We start from the raw sequence: 15102 nt of genomic DNA, 5'->3' as shown, positions 1-15102 counted from the left end.
CGCGGGCCGACCGGTCATCGCGCGGCGACATTGTTTCCACAGTGGGGGGAACCACAGGTGGCGGCCACGCACCATGGGCCCGGCGGTAGGAATGCGGACGGACCGGGCCCGGACAGAGCAGAGTCCGAGACGGCGGTTTCCGACAGATCGGAGTCCGACAGACCGGAGTCCGGCAGACCGGAGTCCGGCAGATCAGCGTCCGAGGGATCGGGGTCCGGCAGATCGAGGTCCGGCAGATCGAGGTCCGACGGAGGGCAGTCCGGACGACCGGAACCCGTCGAAGGGCCTTTCACCCGACCGGAGTCGGGTGAACCGTCGCCCCGGCGGCCCCGGGCCGCGCGCGGGTTCGGCGACCGGGTCTTCCGCCTCCAGCTGACGGCCACCGGAGTCGTCGTCCTCGCCATCATGGCGGCGGTCGGCCTGTTCCTGCTGCTGCGGGCCGGACAGGCGCTGCGCGTCGCCAAGTTCTCGTTCTTCACCACGGCCGCCTGGCAGCCGGACGCCCACAACTTCGGCATCGCGGCCGTACTCACCGGAACCCTGCTGATCGCCGCCGTCGCGGTGGCCGTCTCCGTTCCGCTGGCCGTCGCGACAGCCCTGTTCATCTCGGACGTGGCGCCGCGCAAGCTGCGCCGCACCCTGGTCGCCATGGTGGACCTGATGGCCGCCGTGCCGTCGGTGGTGTACGGACTGTGGGGGCTGTTCCTCCTCCAGCAGAACGTGATCGGGCTCTCGCGCTGGCTGTCCGACTGGTTCGGCTGGATCCCGCTGTTCACGGTGGACGGCACCCAGCCGGGCGACCCGCTCGCCTCCGCCAGCGTCTACACCGCGTCCACCTTCATCGCCGGGATCGTCGTCGCCCTGATGGTCGCGCCGATCCAGTGCTCGGTGATGCGGGAGGTCTTCGCACAGGCCCCGGCCGGCGAACGCGAGGGCGCCTACGCGCTCGGAGCCACCCGCTGGGGGATGATCCGCGCGGTCGTCCTGCCCTACGGCAAGGGCGGCATGATCGGCGGGACGATGCTCGGGCTGGGCAGGGCGCTCGGCGAGACGATCGCGGTGTACATGATCATTTCGCCGGTGTTCGTCATCCAGCCGCACATCCTGCAGACCGGCTCGAACTCGGTCTCCGCGCTGATCGCGCTGCACTACGGCGATGCCTCCCCCTTCGGTATGTCGGCGCTGATGGCGGCGGGCCTGGCGCTGTTCGTGCTCACCCTGGCGGTCAACTTCACCGCCTCCACCATCGCGGCCCGCTCCCGTTCCGGCGCACAGAGCGAGGCATGAGATGACCGTCGTCCAGGACACCGCCCACGACAGCGTCGAGGACTCGGCACCCCCCGGCCCCGCCGGGTCCACCGAACTCCCCGACCAGCCACGCCGGATCGGCGGCCCGACCCGCTCGGGCGTGCTCGCCCTGTGCGGCGCTGCACTCTCCGGGTTCTGCACCGCCGTGCTGCTGTTCGGCCAACTCGCCCCGCTCTCCGGGGCGCTGGGGTTCACCGTCACCGCCTACGTCGCCTTCCTCGCCTGCTACGCGGTGCTGACCGGACTGGAGGAGGACGGTCAGGCCGTACGCGACCGGGTGATGACCGTGGTGCTGTGGACAGCGGCCACGCTGCTGTTCCTCGCGCTCGCCCTCGTCGTCGGCTTCACCGCCTGGCGAGGTCACGAGGCGCTGGGGCACCTCAACTTCCTCACCGAGGACATGCAGTCCACGGGCCCACTGGACCCGCTGGACCACGGCGGTATCGCCCACGCGATGCTCGGCACCCTCATCATGATCACGATCGCCCTGGCGATCACCGTGCCGCTGGGTCTGACCTGCGCGGTCTACCTCAACCAGATCCCCGGCCGCTTCTCCCGGTTCGTCCGGACCATCGTGGAGGCCATGACGGCGCTGCCGTCGATCGTGGCCGGCCTGATGGTGTACGCCGTCTGGATCCTCGGCCTCGGCATGCAGAAGTCGGGCCTCGCGGCGGGCTTCGCGATCAGCGTGATGATGCTGCCGATCGTGATCCGCGCGGCGGACGTCGTGCTCCGGCTGGTGCCGGGCACGCTGACCGAGGCGGCCGAGGCGCTGGGCGCTCCGCGCTGGCGCACCGTGTGGCACGTGGTCCTGCCGACCTCGCGCTCCGGGCTCGCCACCGCGGTGATCCTCGGCACCGCCCGCGGCATCGGCGAGACCTCGCCCGTACTGCTCACCGCCGGCTACATCGCGGCGGTCAACGCCAACCCGACGAACGGACCGATGGTCTCGCTGCCGCTGGCCGTCTTCACCTTCGTCAAGTCGCCCGAGCCCGCGCAGATCGCCCGCGGTTTCGGCGCGGCGGCGGTCCTGATGGCCCTGGTCCTCGTGCTCTTCACCGTCGCCCGGGTGATCGGCGGCCGCGGCCCCGGCCATCTCAGCCGCCGGCAGGCCCGCCGCGCGGCCCGCGCCTCACGCCGTGACGTGGACCGCTTCACCGAACTCCACGCTCCCGCGCTCCCGTTGTTCGACAGCGTCCCGCAGACCACCGACCCGTCCGCCACAGCCTTCAGGCCCACCACCGAGGGCCTGGGACACAAGCCCGGAGAAACCGACTGATGCGCAGTCACCTGCCCCTTCGTCCGCGCCGCCTACGCGCGCCGGCGATCTCAGTGTCGCGGCAGGCACCGTTCGCCCCGTCGCGACGCCCGGCACGTGCTCTCACCGCACCGGCCGAAAGCCCAAGTACGTCCAGTACGAGGGCTTCCGGCCGGCACGCCGACAGCACGCACCGGACGCCGCTCCTTCACGGGCGAACACTGCCTGCCACGACACTGTGCGCGCTGCTCGCCATGATCGCCGGGCTGCTGGCCGGCCCGCTCGCGGCGACCGCCGCCGCCGAGAGCTACACCCCGATCGCCGGAGCCGGCTCCACCTGGGCCGAGAACGCCGTCGACGAGTGGCGCCGCGCCGTCAACCAGTACGGCATGCGGATCAGCTACGCCGGCACCGGATCCTCCGACGGCCGCCGCCAGTTCCTCAGCGGCACGGTGGACTTCGCGGTCTCGGACATCCCGTTCCAGACCAACCCGACCGACGGCTCCGCCGCCGAGCGGCCGGGCGCCGGGTCGTACGCCTACATGCCGATCGTGGCCGGCGGCACCGTCTTCATGTACCACCTGACGGTCAACGGCCAGCGGGTCACCAACCTCCGGCTCTCCGGCGACGTGGTCACCAAGATCTTCACCGGCGCCATCAAGTCCTGGGACGACCCGGCGATCAAGGCCGACAACCCCGGTCTGCAGCTGCCCCACCGCCCCGTCGTCCCGGTGGTCCGCTCGGACGGTTCCGGCTCGACGGCCCAGTTCACGCTGTGGATGGCCAACCAGCACAAGGCCCTGTGGCAGGACTACTGCCGCAAGGTGGGACGCTCCGGCGCGTGCGGGCAGACCTCCTACTTCCCGACCGTCCCCGGCATGATCGCCCAGTCCGGTGACCTCGGTGTCGCCGCGTACGTGTCGCAGAGCTACGGCGAGGGCGCGATCGGCTACGTCAACTACTCGTACGCGCTCAACGCGCACTACCCGGTCGCCAAGGTCCTCAACCACGCCGGCTACTACACCGAACCGACCCCGCAGAACGTCGCCGTCTCGCTCCTCCAGGCGAGGATCAACACGAACAAGAGCTCGCCGGACTACCTCACCCAGCAGCTCGACGGCGTCTACAACGACCGGGACAAGCGCAACTACCCGCTCTCCAGCTACTCGTACATGATCCTGCCGCTGAAGGTGCAGGGCACGTTCACCAAGGAGAAGGGCAAGACGCTCGGCGCGTTCTCCTACTACTTCATGTGCCAGGGCCAGCAGCAGGCTCCGCAGCTCGGCTACTCGCCGCTGCCGATCAACCTCGTCCAGGCGGGCTTCGACCAGATCCGCCGGATCCCCGGTGTGCAGGCCCAGAACATCAACATCAAGGGCTGCAACAACCCGACCTTCACCGCCGACGGCCACAACAGGCTGGCGGAGACCGCGCCCTACCCGGCGGAGTGCGACAAGAAGGGCTCCACCGCCTGCACCACGGGCAGTGGCGGCGCCAAGTCAGGCGGTGGCTCCGGAAGTTCGGGCGGCGCCTCGGGCGGGTCCACCGGCGGCGGCACGAACGGCGGCTCCACCGGCGGCGGTTCGACGGGCGGCGGTTCGACCGGCGGTTCCACCGGGGGCGGTTCGGCGACCGGAGGCACGTCCGGCGGCGGCACGGGCGGCACCGGTGGCGCGGGCGGCACGGGCGGCACCGGGCCGGACGGCACCGGACAGCCCTCCGTCGACCCCGACACCGGGCAGACCCTCGCGCCCGGCGGCGCGGCCGGCGGCGGGGGCGGGGGCGAGGGCGCCACGGTCGCCGACGGCACCATCGCCCTGGCCCAGCCGGTCACGGTGGCCGGGCGTCCCGGCTGGACCGGCACCCAGACCCTGATGCTGATCACCGCCCTGCTGCTGCTCGGGCTCGTCCTGCTGCCCTCCGTCGTCTCCCGGGCGATCGCCGCCCGCAACGGCGGCCGCGACGGCCACGACCGGTTCACGAGCGGGGGCCAGCGATGAGCCGGGACACAAGAGGCAGGACGGCGCGCGTGCGCGGGCTGCTCCTGCGGCTGGTGGCCGGGGCCGCCGCCGGCGCCCTCGCGGGCCTCGGCGTGGCCCAGGCCGCCCAGCCCGCGACCGCCGCGAGCGGCGCGGCCGGCACCGCCTCCGCCGTGACGGTCTCTGGGCGCGGCGAGTTCAAGGACATGAAGTTCACGGTCGACCAGACCACCCACCTGACCAGTCAGGCGATCACCGTCTCCTGGACCGGCGGCGCCCCGACCACGTTCGCGGGCACCTGGTTCAACACCGACTTCGTGCAGATCATGCAGTGCTGGGGCGACGACGACGGCGCCGTCCCGGGCAACCCCGGCCCGCCGCGCACCCAGTGCCAGTACGGTGCCTCGCCGACCACCGACCGCGGCAGCTGGCCGGGCAACGAACGCGACGACACCCGCAAGGTCACCTACAGCGCCTCCCCCACCGGTTACGGCGAGGACGACCGGTACGGCGCGGGCGCTCCGCTGGGCCAGGGCGAGGTGCCCTTCAAGTCGGTCGACGGCACGGTGGTCACCACCAACACCCAGAACAACCCGTTCTACAACCGCAACACCACCAACGAGATCGACTTCGCCCGCACCGGCGCCGACGGCACCGGCCGCGAGTACTTCGAGGTGCAGACCGCCAACGAGGCACCGCACCTGGGCTGCGGTGCCGAGGCCGGCAAGAAGGGCGCCGCCCGGCCGCGCTCCTGCTGGCTGGTGATCGTCCCGCAGGGCCACCTCGACCTCGACGGCGAGCCGTACGCCGACAAGAGCATCGTCAACGCGGGCTCGCCCGTCTCCTCCACCAACTGGAAGAACCGCATCGCCGTCCCGCTGAGCTTCAACCCGGTCGGCAGCGGCTGCGCCCTCGGCTCCGACGAACGGCCCACCATGGGCAGCGAACTCGTCGCCGACGCCATGACGAGCTGGCAGACGGCCCTGTGCCCGACCGGCACGGTCTACGGCTACACCAAGCTCGGTGAGCCCGACGCCCGCACCCGGCTCGCGGGCACCGGCTCCGCCGGACTGGCCTTCACCACCCGCGCACTGGGCGCCGACGAGGGCACCACCGCACCGTCCGGCCCCACGGCCTACGCTCCCGTCGCGCTCTCCGGGGCCGTGATCGGCTTCACCATCGAACGCAGGCCCAAGGCGGGGGCCCCGGACGACATCCGCGGGCTCGCCGGGACGAAGGTCGACTCCATCGACCTCACGCCCCGACTGGTCGCCAAGCTGCTGACCGAGTCGTACCGCAACTCCCCCTGGGGAGCGGTGCTCGGCGACCAGGTCGCCAAGAGCTACGACTGGGCGAGGAACAACCCGGCGGGTCTCGCGAGCGACCCCGAGTTCATCTCCCTCAACCCGGAGTTCGAGCATCTGTCGGTCTCCGAGACCCCGGCCACCGACACCGATCTGCTCACTTCGCTCGGCCACTCGGACACGGCCCGCGCGCTGTGGCAGTGGATCCTGTCCGACAAGGACGCCCGCGGCTTCCTCGCGGGGACGGCCGACGACTGGGGCATGCGCGTCAACCCGTTCTACAGCACCGACGCGCACCGGAACCCGACGGGCGTGGCCTACGAACCGGCCCTGGCCGACGACTACCCCAAGAGCGACCCCTGGTGCACGATCCCGCCGGGCACCGGTGCCACCGATAAGCAGTGCATGACCGACTTCCACCCCTACGTGTCCGACATGCACTCCGGAGCCCTGCACACCCGGCGCGCCGACACGCTGTGGAAGGCGACCTGGGACGCGCTGGCCAACCCGCCCGCGTACAAGAGCACCGGCCCGCAGACCGTCGGATCGCGGTTCGTGATCGCGGTCACCGACGCGGCCTCCGCCGAGCGCTACGGGCTGCAGACCGCCCGGCTGCGCAACGCCGCCGGCCGCTTCACCGCGCCCACCACGGCAGCCCTGACCGCCGCCGCCGCGAGCGCCGCCGGCAAGGGGGCGCCGGAGATCAGCCCGGCCCGGGCCACGGCCGAGGGCGCCTACCCGCTCGCCCAGCTCGTCTACGGCGCGGCACGACCTGGTGAGCTGGACGCCGCCGCCCGCAAGGACTACGCGGCCCTGCTGCGGTACGCAGTGGGCGACGGGCAGATCAGCGGCGCCGACCCGGGCCGGCTCCCGGCCGGTTACGCCCCGCTGTCCAAGGACCTGCGCACCCGCGCGCTGCAGGCCGCCGACACCCTCGAGCACTACACCGAGCCTTCGTCCCACGGCGGCGGCCCGGGAGGCGGCTCGACCGGAGGAAACGGGGGCTCCGTCTCGGGCGGCTCCGACTCGGGCGGCCTCGGCACGGGCGGCGGTTCGGGCTCCGGGGGCGTGTCGGGCGGCGGTGCGGCCGGGGGCGGCACCGGCTCCGGCGGGACCGGGCCGGACGGCGGGAAGGCAAGCCCGACGCCCAGCGGCGCGCCCTCCTACGACGGCGGCACGGCCGTCCGGACCACGGCCTTCGGCACCACCCCGGACGACCCCGCGAACGCGCTGCGCTACGCCGTCCCGGTCGGCGCCGGACTCGGCGCCGCCGCCGCGGCGGGCGCGCCCTTCGCGGGCGGCAGCCGGCTGCGTCTCCCGCTGCGGGTGCCGCTTCCCGGTGGCCGCACGGTGACCGTCGTACCGGCGTTCACCCTGCCCGAACGGCTGCGGAGGCTGCTGCCGCCGGGCCGGGGCTGACCCTCCGACCGGAGCCGGGCCCTCCGGGGCCCGGCTCTCCACAGACGGCCGCCCGCCCCGAAAGGCAGTCGGGGCGGACGGTCCGCACCACCCTGCCAGATTTCCGGCGTGCTCTCGGCCGGCTCGACGCAGGCACCCCCACGGCACCTCCCCCACACCCACCGCACAGCACATCCACGCACACCGTCAGGAGACTCTCGATGCGCAGAATGCGCTCTACGGCCGCGCTCGTCGCCGCCGCCGTGGTGGCCGGTGGCCTCGCTCTGGCGAGTCCGGCGTCCGCCGATCCCGCCCCCGCCGGGACGTTCCGCCAGCTCGTCGGCGTGGGCTCCGACACCACGCAGGACGTGCTCAACGCCCTCGCCGGTGACGCCCCCGGCTACGCCGCCTCCGCCATCAAGTCGGCGGGCGGCGCGGGCATCGCCTCGTACGACGCGGTCGAGCCCGGCACGGGCTCCACCACCTCCAAGATCCAGACCCGCACGGGCGGCCCGTCCTTCCTGCGCCCCAACGGCTCCGGCAAGGGCCGCCTCGCGCTGAGCATGTCGCTCACCGGCGACAAGTTCCCCGACACCAGCGGTGTCGCCATCAAGGGCCAGGTCGACTTCGCCCGCTCCTCCGGCGGCCCGAGCACCTCCGGCAGCGCGCTCACCTACATCCCCTTCGCCCGGGACGCCGTCGGCATCGCGGTGCGCGGCTCGGCCCTGGACACCCTCACGGTCGAGCAACTGCGCGACATCTACGCGGGCAACCTCAAGCAGGTGAACGGCCAGACCGTCCACCCGTACATCCCGCAGAACGGGTCCGGCACCCGCTCGTTCTTCCTCGGCACGATCGGTCTCAACGACTCGACGATCGACCCCAGGATCCCGACCGTCCAGGAGAACCAGGCCAACGACGCCCTCACCGCCGACGGCGCGCTCGTCCCGTTCTCCGTGGGCAGCTGGATCGCCCAGATCAACGAGGTCGCCCCGGACCACAGCAGGGCCGCTGCCGCCGCGGGCGCCCACCTCGCCTCGGTGCAGCTGCCCGGCGACAAGGGCGTCACCAGCCCGGTGACGACCGTCAACGGCAAGCTGGAGCCGGTCCGCGGCTACTACGAGAACGCCACCTTCGGCCGGGACGTCTACAACGTCGTGCCCAGCCGGGCAATCGATGCCACCAGCATCTTCTTCGACAAGGACCTCTACGACGTCTTTGTCACCGACAGCGGCCACACCGCCCAGATGGCCACCGAGAACTCGCAGAAGGTCATCGCCGACTTCGGCTTCATGAACGAGTCGTACAACGGCTCGGTCAACCCGGCCAAGCACGCCAAGTTCGGCGGTCTGGAGCAGTCGGGCGTCGACCTCAGCGCGCCCGCCGCGCCGGCCCTCAAGGCCACCCCCAGCACCGGGAACCTCTCGCTGACCTGGACCGCCCCGGCCGCCCCCGGCCTGCCGGTCACCGACTACCGCGTCACGCTGACCCGCGCGGACGGCACCCTCGTGGCGGCCAAGGACGTCCCGGCCACGACCACGTCGTACACGTTCAGCGGTCTGGCCAACGGCAAGTACACCGCCACGGTCGCCGCCGCCAACCTCAACGGCACCGGCACCCCGGCCGCCTGGACCGGCGAAGTCAACGTCAAGTCGGCGAGCACCACGCAGGCGAGCGCCGCGGCGACCGCGTACGGCAAGGCGCCGAAGGTCGCGGTCACCGTCACCGGCCCGAAGGGCGTCGCCCCGACCGGCAAGGTCACGGTGAAGGAGGGCTCCACGACCCTCGGTACCGGCACCCTCAACTCGTCCGGCAAGGTCTCCGTCGGCCTGTCGAACCACCTGAAGGTCGCGACCCACAAGCTGACCGTCTCCTACGCCGGCGACAGCAAGCTCAACACGTCCTCGGCGACGGTCTCGCTGAAGGTCACCAAGGCGGCGCCGTCGGTCGCCGTCACCCGGCCCGCCTCGGTCAAGCACACCGCCCGCGCCAAGGTCACCGTGAAGGTCACCGCGACCGGCACCACGCCGGCCGGCACCGTGCGCGTCTACGAGGGCTCCAAGGTGATCGGCACCGGCACGCTGAAGTCCGGCAAGGTCACCGTCAGCCTGCCGAAGCTGAGCCGCGGCAAGCACACGCTGCGCGCCTACTACGTGGGCTCCTCGACGGTGAACGCGAAGAACAGCGCGAACTTCACCATCAAGTCCACCTGACCCCGCCACCGGGGAGGCCGCCGCTGCGGCGGCCTCCCCGGCAGCACGCAAACCCCACGAACCATGAAGGAGGCGGGCCGCCGTGACGGTCGCCGTACAGACCACGCCCGCACCGGCCCTGCTCCGGACCCGCGTCCGGAGCGTCCCGGCCGTCCGCCACATCGCCCGGGGCGCGCTGCTCAGCCTCGCCGCCCTGTTGCTCGGCATCACCGCCCAGCTGCTGTTCCTCAGCGGCGTCCAGGAACGGGCCGCCCAGCACACGGCGTACGACGAACTGCGCAACGCGCTCGCGCTGGGCACGGGCCCGGTCTCCCAGACCGACCAGCAGGGCATGCTGCTGGCGCCCGGCACGCCGGTCGCCCTGATCGACGTCCCCTCCCTGCGTCTGCGCCAGGTGGTCCTCGAGGGGACCGACTCCGCCGTCATGACCGACGGCCCCGGCCACCGTCGCGACACCCCGATGCCCGGGCAGGCCGGCACCAGTGTGCTGATGGGGCGGGCAGCCGCCTACGGCGGCCCGTTCAGACGGCTGGCCGACCTCGCCGAGGGCGACAGGTTCACGGTGACGACCGGCCAGGGCGAGGCGAAGTACCAGGTCGTCGGCGTGCGGCGGGCCGGAGACCCGGCGCCCGCCCCGCTCGCCTCCGGCCAGGGCCGGCTGGTGCTGGCCACGGCCACCGGTCCGGCCTACATGCCGGGCGGCATCCTGCGCGTCGACGCGGACCTGGTCTCCGCGCCCTTCGAGACCCCGGCGGCCGTGATCAGGCCCGGCACGCTGCCGGAGGCCGAGCAGCCGCTGGCCCGCCCCTCCGGGGTGCCGTGGCCGCTGGTCATGTGGCTCCAGGCCCTGCTGGTCGCGGCCGTCGCCGCGGTGTGGACCTGGCACCGCTGGGGCCGTCACCAGACGTGGATCGTCTTCGCCCCGGTCGTCGCCCTGCTGGGGCTCCAGGTCGCCACCCGGACCACCGAACTGCTGCCCAACCTGACGTGACCGCTTCCCGAGCCCTGCCGCGAACCGAGGTACCCGCCGTGACCGACGCCACCGACTCCCTGACCGACACGGTCGTCCTGCCCCCCGTCACCACCGTCCCCGCCGCCCCGCACGGGCCGACGTCCGCTCCCGCGACGCTCGAAGCCCGCTCGGTGTCGGCCTGGTTCGGCAGCCACCAGGTGCTGAGCCGGGTGTCCCTGACGATGCCCTCCGGCCGGGTCACCGCCCTGATCGGGCCCTCCGGCTGCGGCAAGTCGACGTTCCTGCGCACCCTCAACCGCATGCACGAGCTGATCCCGGCCGCGGCCTTCGCGGGCGAGGTGCTCTTCGAGGGCGAGGACATCTACGCCCCCGAACGGCGCCTGACCGACGCCCGGCGGCGCATCGGCATGGTCTTCCAGAAGCCCAACCCGTTCCCCGCCATGTCGATCTACGACAACGTGGTGGCCGGCCTGCGTCTGACGGGCACGCGCGCGAGCCGCCGCACCAAGGACGAGCTGGTCGAGGAGTCCCTCACCCGCGCCGGCCTGTGGAAGGAGGTCAGGGACCGCCTCCGCCAGCCGGGCGGCGCGCTGTCCGGCGGTCAGCAGCAGCGCCTGTGCATCGCCCGCGCTCTGGCGGTACGCCCCCGGGTCCTCCTCATGGACGAACCGTGCTCGGCGCTCGACCCCACCTCCACCCGCCGGGTCGAGGAGACGATCCAGGAACTCGCCGGTCAGGTGACGGTCGTGATCGTCACCCACAACATGCAGCAGGCGGCCCGCGTCTCCGACCAGTGCGCCTTCTTCCTCGCCGAGCAGGGCACCCCCGGCGGCATCGTCGAGCACGGCCCGACCGAGGACGTCTTCGGCACGCCGAAGGACCAGCGGACGGCGGACTACGTGGCGGGCCGGTTCGGCTGACGGACCCCGGGGGCGGAATCCGTACGCCCCATGCGTCCGGGCAGCGCGCGTTCGACGCGCTGCCCGCGTGGGTCGTTGCGTGAACGCCGCCCCGGCATTGAGGTTGTCAGGATGAAGACCCTGCTCGAGATCGTCCTGAAACCTTTCATCGGTGGTCTGCTCGTGGTGGGTTTCGCCCTGGTGGCGGAGGCCGTCCAGCCCAAGCGGCTGGCCGGGATCTTCGCGGCCGCGCCCTCGGTGGCGCTGGCAGGGCTCATCCTGACGGTGGTGTTCAAGGGCGACCTCGACGCGGCGACCGCGGCACAGGGCATGGTCGCCGGAGCGCCGGCGTTCACCGCCTACTGTCTCGTCGAGGTCCCGGCGCTCGGCAGGTTCGGAGCCATGCGCGGCTCCGCGGCGGCCCTTGTCGTGTGGTTCGCGACAGCGGCCGCCATCGCCTTCGCGGTGGCGCCGTGAGGCGATCGCCGCGGCCCGCGGGAGGGAACGGGCAAGGGGCCGGGGACGACGACCGGGTGCGGGTGGACCTGCGGGCCGCCGCGCGCACACCGCGCAAGGACCTGTTCCTCCGGTTCGGCTTCGGCGCGGGCGTGTCACTCCTGGCGGCCGTGGCGTCACGACTGTTCGGGCCGTTCGTCGGCGGCGTGTTCCTCGCCTTCCCCGCCATCCTGCTGGCCAGCCTGACCCTGGTGGCCGAGGAGGAGGGGCTGACGAGCGCCCGCGACGACGCGCGTGGCGCCGCTCTCGGCACCCTGGGTCTTGCGGCGTTCGCCGTGGTCGCCGCGGTTCTCCTCCCCCACCACTCGGCGTGGCTCGCGCTCGGCGCCGCGACGGCGGCATGGCTCGTGGTGTCGCTCGGCGCCTACGCGATCGCGCGAGCGACGGGGTGCGGGGTCGAGGAACGCCCCCGCGCTGACAAGTGACGGAGAGCCCCCAGCCGGCCGTCGACGCCCGCTCCCACGCAGGTTTCGCCGGGCAGCTCGCGGCCACCCGGGTGACGGGACCGAAGACGGCCCCCAGGGGCAGTTCACCGGTCGTCGGCGTCCGGCCCCAGCGGCGTTGGAGCCGTACGCGGCCGCGGTCGGCGACGGTCCCGGCGCCGCCGGGCACGAGGAAGGAAGGACCATGCCCGCCTCGGACACGCTGGCGGAGTACCGCCGGAAACGGAACTTCCTACATGTGCCTGCCGTGGGCGACCGAGACGATGAACAGGACCACGATGCACAACACCACGGCGGCGAAGACGGGCCAGCAGCGTCCCTGGCCCTCCTCCTCGCCGGGCCGCCCGCCCGCGCCCGCCCCGGCCGATGCCGGGGAGGAGGCCACATGGCGCCAGCCGTGGCAGGCGGCGCAGGGGGTGGACGGGAAGGGGACCCTGACGTTCTGGCTGCTCAGTCCCGCTGTGGGGAAGGTGGCCCGGACGCCCGGTGAGGTCGGCGTCAGTCCGTGGAGGTAGATGGCGGTGCGCCGCGGGTCGAGGATCGCCGAGCGGTCGTCGCCGGGGTGGGCCAGCGCGGTCACGACCTGGGCCGTGGCCAGGGCGACGAGCTGGATGTCCACCCGGGCGCCGCGGGCAGCCTGCGTGTCGGCGGTCCCCTGCCGGAAGGCCACCGCGCACTCGTAGCAGGGCGTGCGCCTGCCGGGGAGCACCCACAGGATCTCGCCGACCTCGGCGTCACGGATCCTCGGGTCCACCCAGACCGCCGGGTAGGCCGCGGGCCTGCCCACCGCGAGGGCCACGCGGTTGACGTGGCGCTGGCACACGGCCGAGTCGGTCGCCGCCACCACCACGTTCGCACCGCCCACCAGTGACTGCTGCTGCTCCGCGGTCAGTGCGAGAAAGTCCGCGTGGTGGCCGGTGGCGTCGCAGGAGGGGAAGTCGCGACGGATCTGCCCGGCCAGTGCCAGGGCCTTGGGCTGTCCCAGGGCCGGGGCCCCGAGCGGATGGCGGATCAGGTTCTCCACCGCGAGCGTGTCGGGGTCGACCAGCCGGAGCGGGCTGAACCCGATCCGGGCGAGCTCCTCGGCGAGAAAGCCGCCGACCGCGCCCGCGCCGACGATCAGCACCGCTCCCCTGCGCCGCCGGTGGCGCGCCCAGACGCGGTCCTCGGGCGGAGCGGTCAATCGAAGGTCCAGCGAGCCACGCGCACCGGGCCCGGCCCGGTCTGCTCGTCGCGGTCGGAGTCCTCCTCCGGCTTCAGCTCCCCGGTGTCGGCGTCGAGGAACCACTCACGCTCACTGGCGCGTCGCTGCTCCTCCGTCAGCTCGGCCTTCCGCAGGGTCTCCGGTGCTGCTCCCATGAGAACTCCTCCCGCCAGGTCTCCCTTGTTTTCTGCATCACGGTTTTCCTGCAACGCCCTTTCCACGCTACGCGCCGGTAGCGGTGACGCATCCCGGGACGGCCGGCCCGCCGCGGACGCGGATCAGGGCACGCTGGCGCCCCGGTCTGTGCGAGGTGCAGGCGCCCGCGGTCGTCGCCGGTGACTTCCCGGCCATGCCGGCGCGGCCCGGGAGACGTTCTCGCCCGGGTCGCGCCGCTCCGCCCGTACGCCCGTCACGGGTTACGCGGCGGAGTGGTCCCGGTCGTGGCGGAGGTGGTGGCCGTGGACGACGCGGTGGGCGCAGTGGGCGTGGAGGACGTGGGAGTGGAGGACGTGGGAGTGGAGGTGGACGCGGCGGCGTGGCGCGAGGCCGGGAACTCCTCGGGCCGCAGCACGCACAGGGCCCAGATGATGAACCCGGAGAACGCGATCATCACGACCGACCAGACCGGGAAGTACGGCAGCGACAGGAAGTTGGCGAGGATGATCAGCCCGGCGATGGCCACTCCGGCCACCCGCGCCCACATCGCCGTCTGGAACAGCCCGATGCTGATGATCACGGCGAGCACCCCGAGGACGAGGTGGATCCAGCCCCAGCCGGTGAGGTTGTACTGGAACACGTAGTTGCGCGTGGTGATGAAGACGTCGTCATGTGCGATGCCCATGATCCCGCGGAAGATGTCGAGCACTCCGGCGATCATCAGCATGACGGCGGCGAAGGCTGTCAGGCCGGTGGCCCATGCCTGCTTCGCCGAATGCGGCCGTGCGGTGTGGGTCGCGGTCATCTTCTCCCTCGTTTCGTCTCGTCCGGCGTGGTCATCGACGGCCGGGAGTGGAACTGACGGAGCTGTCGGGGCCCTCGGGGGCGGAGGTCACGGAGGTGGCGCGGCCCTCGGGTACGCCGCCGGTCAGGATCATGTCCTTGGCCCGGGCGAACTCCTCGTCGGTGATGTCTCCGCGGGCGCGCAGGTCGGACAGCCGGGCGAGTTCGTCGACCTTGGACCCGCCACCGCCGCCGGCCGCGGTCTGCCGGATGTAGGCGTTGAAGGCGTCCTGCTGCTGCCGCGCCTGTGCGATCTCCCGGCGGCTCATGCTCTTGCCGCGGGCGATGACGTAGACGAGGACGCCGAGGAACGGCAGGACGAGGCAGAACACCAGCCACCCGGCCTTGGCCCAGCCGTTCATTCCGTCGTCGCGGAAGATGTCGAGGATGACCCTGAAGAGCAGGACGAACCACATGATCCACAGGAAGAACCACAGCATCGTCCAGAAGGCGCTCAGCAGCGGGTAGTCGTACGCGAGGTTCATCTGCGTGCTCATTTCTCTCCGTTCCGGGCCTGTGCCCGGCTGCGCTGTCTGCCCTCTGCCAGCGTGCGCAGGGCACGGACCGGGCGCCTCACCCGATGCGGGTGACCGTGAGACGCCCACCCG

General features: G+C 72.5%; 12 protein-coding genes and 1 pseudogene. 9 read left to right on the top strand and 4 right to left on the bottom strand.

Annotation, left to right across the window (positions count from 1 at the left end):
• The first annotated feature begins 57 nt into the window (after positions 1-57).
• From pstC to CG719_RS05570, 9 genes are all read left to right on the top strand, one after another.
• Positions 58-1287: a phosphate ABC transporter permease subunit PstC gene (pstC, locus tag CG719_RS05610; RefSeq protein WP_267895323.1), complete on the top strand. Its 1230-nt coding sequence runs from the start codon at positions 58-60 to the stop codon at positions 1285-1287.
• A 1-nt stretch (position 1288) separates the two neighbouring features.
• Complete coding sequence (gene pstA / locus CG719_RS05605) at positions 1289-2587, top strand: phosphate ABC transporter permease PstA (RefSeq protein WP_100567368.1); 1299 nt, start codon at positions 1289-1291, stop codon at positions 2585-2587.
• Positions 2588-2820: 233 nt separating this feature from the next.
• Positions 2821-4566 carry a phosphate ABC transporter substrate-binding protein PstS gene (pstS, locus tag CG719_RS37065; protein ID WP_100567367.1) on the top strand — a complete coding sequence of 582 codons (1746 nt, stop codon included), beginning with the start codon at positions 2821-2823 and terminating at the stop codon, positions 4564-4566.
• Positions 4567-4595: 29 nt separating this feature from the next.
• On the top strand, positions 4596-7268 hold the full coding sequence (locus CG719_RS05595; protein WP_100567366.1) for a hypothetical protein: 2673 nt from the start codon (positions 4596-4598) through the stop codon (positions 7266-7268).
• Positions 7269-7468: 200 nt separating this feature from the next.
• A complete protein-coding gene (locus CG719_RS05590) occupies positions 7469-9460 on the top strand; it encodes an Ig-like domain repeat protein (protein WP_100567365.1) in 1992 nt (663 codons plus the stop codon).
• A gap of 82 nt (positions 9461-9542) precedes the next feature.
• Positions 9543-10451 carry a sortase gene (locus CG719_RS05585; protein WP_100567364.1) on the top strand — a complete coding sequence of 303 codons (909 nt, stop codon included), beginning with the start codon at positions 9543-9545 and terminating at the stop codon, positions 10449-10451.
• 77 nt (positions 10452-10528) lie between these two features.
• Positions 10529-11353, top strand: coding sequence for a phosphate ABC transporter ATP-binding protein PstB (gene pstB / locus CG719_RS05580; RefSeq protein WP_100567597.1), 825 nt, complete (start codon positions 10529-10531; stop codon positions 11351-11353).
• Between the two features lie 111 nt (positions 11354-11464).
• Positions 11465-11809 carry a DUF3147 family protein gene (locus CG719_RS05575; RefSeq protein ID WP_159024820.1) on the top strand — a complete coding sequence of 115 codons (345 nt, stop codon included), beginning with the start codon at positions 11465-11467 and terminating at the stop codon, positions 11807-11809.
• A complete protein-coding gene (locus CG719_RS05570; RefSeq protein ID WP_159024819.1) occupies positions 11806-12273 on the top strand; it encodes a DUF3147 family protein in 468 nt (155 codons plus the stop codon). Before CG719_RS05575 ends, CG719_RS05570 begins: the two co-directional genes overlap by 4 nt.
• Before the next feature lie 250 nt (positions 12274-12523).
• Here CG719_RS05570 and CG719_RS05565 read toward each other — a convergent pair whose 3' ends face one another.
• The 4 genes and pseudogenes from CG719_RS05565 to CG719_RS05555 form a co-directional block, all read right to left on the bottom strand.
• Positions 12524-13474, bottom strand: a complete 951-nt coding sequence (locus CG719_RS05565; RefSeq protein ID WP_159024818.1) for a HesA/MoeB/ThiF family protein — start codon at positions 13472-13474, stop codon at positions 12524-12526.
• Complete coding sequence (locus CG719_RS35295) at positions 13471-13650, bottom strand: hypothetical protein (RefSeq protein ID WP_159024817.1); 180 nt, start codon at positions 13648-13650, stop codon at positions 13471-13473. The genes CG719_RS05565 and CG719_RS35295 overlap by 4 nt, the downstream gene beginning before the upstream one ends.
• Before the next feature lie 398 nt (positions 13651-14048).
• Positions 14049-14456, bottom strand: a pseudogene (locus tag CG719_RS05560) (DUF7144 family membrane protein); the annotation flags it as partial.
• 31 nt (positions 14457-14487) lie between these two features.
• A complete protein-coding gene (locus CG719_RS05555) occupies positions 14488-14991 on the bottom strand; it encodes an SHOCT domain-containing protein (RefSeq protein WP_100567360.1) in 504 nt (167 codons plus the stop codon).
• Positions 14992-15102 lie beyond the last annotated feature (111 nt).

The organism is Streptomyces sp. CB01373, from assembly GCF_002803075.1.
In the GTDB taxonomy this organism is placed as follows: Bacteria; Actinomycetota; Actinomycetes; order Streptomycetales; family Streptomycetaceae; genus Streptomyces.
Note: the sequence above shows the minus strand (reverse complement) of the source record. Positions and strands in the feature narration are given on the sequence as shown.

Bases quoted from the DNA above. Each gene is read 5' to 3' on its own strand.
- CG719_RS05555 (WP_100567360.1), bottom strand. From the start codon at position 14,991: ATGAGCACGCAGATGAACCTCGCGTACGACTACCCGCTGCTGAGCGCC.
- CG719_RS05575 (WP_159024820.1), top strand. From the start codon at position 11,465: ATGAAGACCCTGCTCGAGATCGTCCTGAAACCTTTCATCGGTGGTCTG.
- CG719_RS35295 (WP_159024817.1), bottom strand. From the start codon at position 13,650: ATGGGAGCAGCACCGGAGACCCTGCGGAAGGCCGAGCTGACGGAGGAG.
- pstA (WP_100567368.1), top strand. From the start codon at position 1,289: ATGACCGTCGTCCAGGACACCGCCCACGACAGCGTCGAGGACTCGGCA.
- CG719_RS05590 (WP_100567365.1), top strand. From the start codon at position 7,469: ATGCGCAGAATGCGCTCTACGGCCGCGCTCGTCGCCGCCGCCGTGGTG.
- pstS (WP_100567367.1), top strand. From the start codon at position 2,821: ATGATCGCCGGGCTGCTGGCCGGCCCGCTCGCGGCGACCGCCGCCGCC.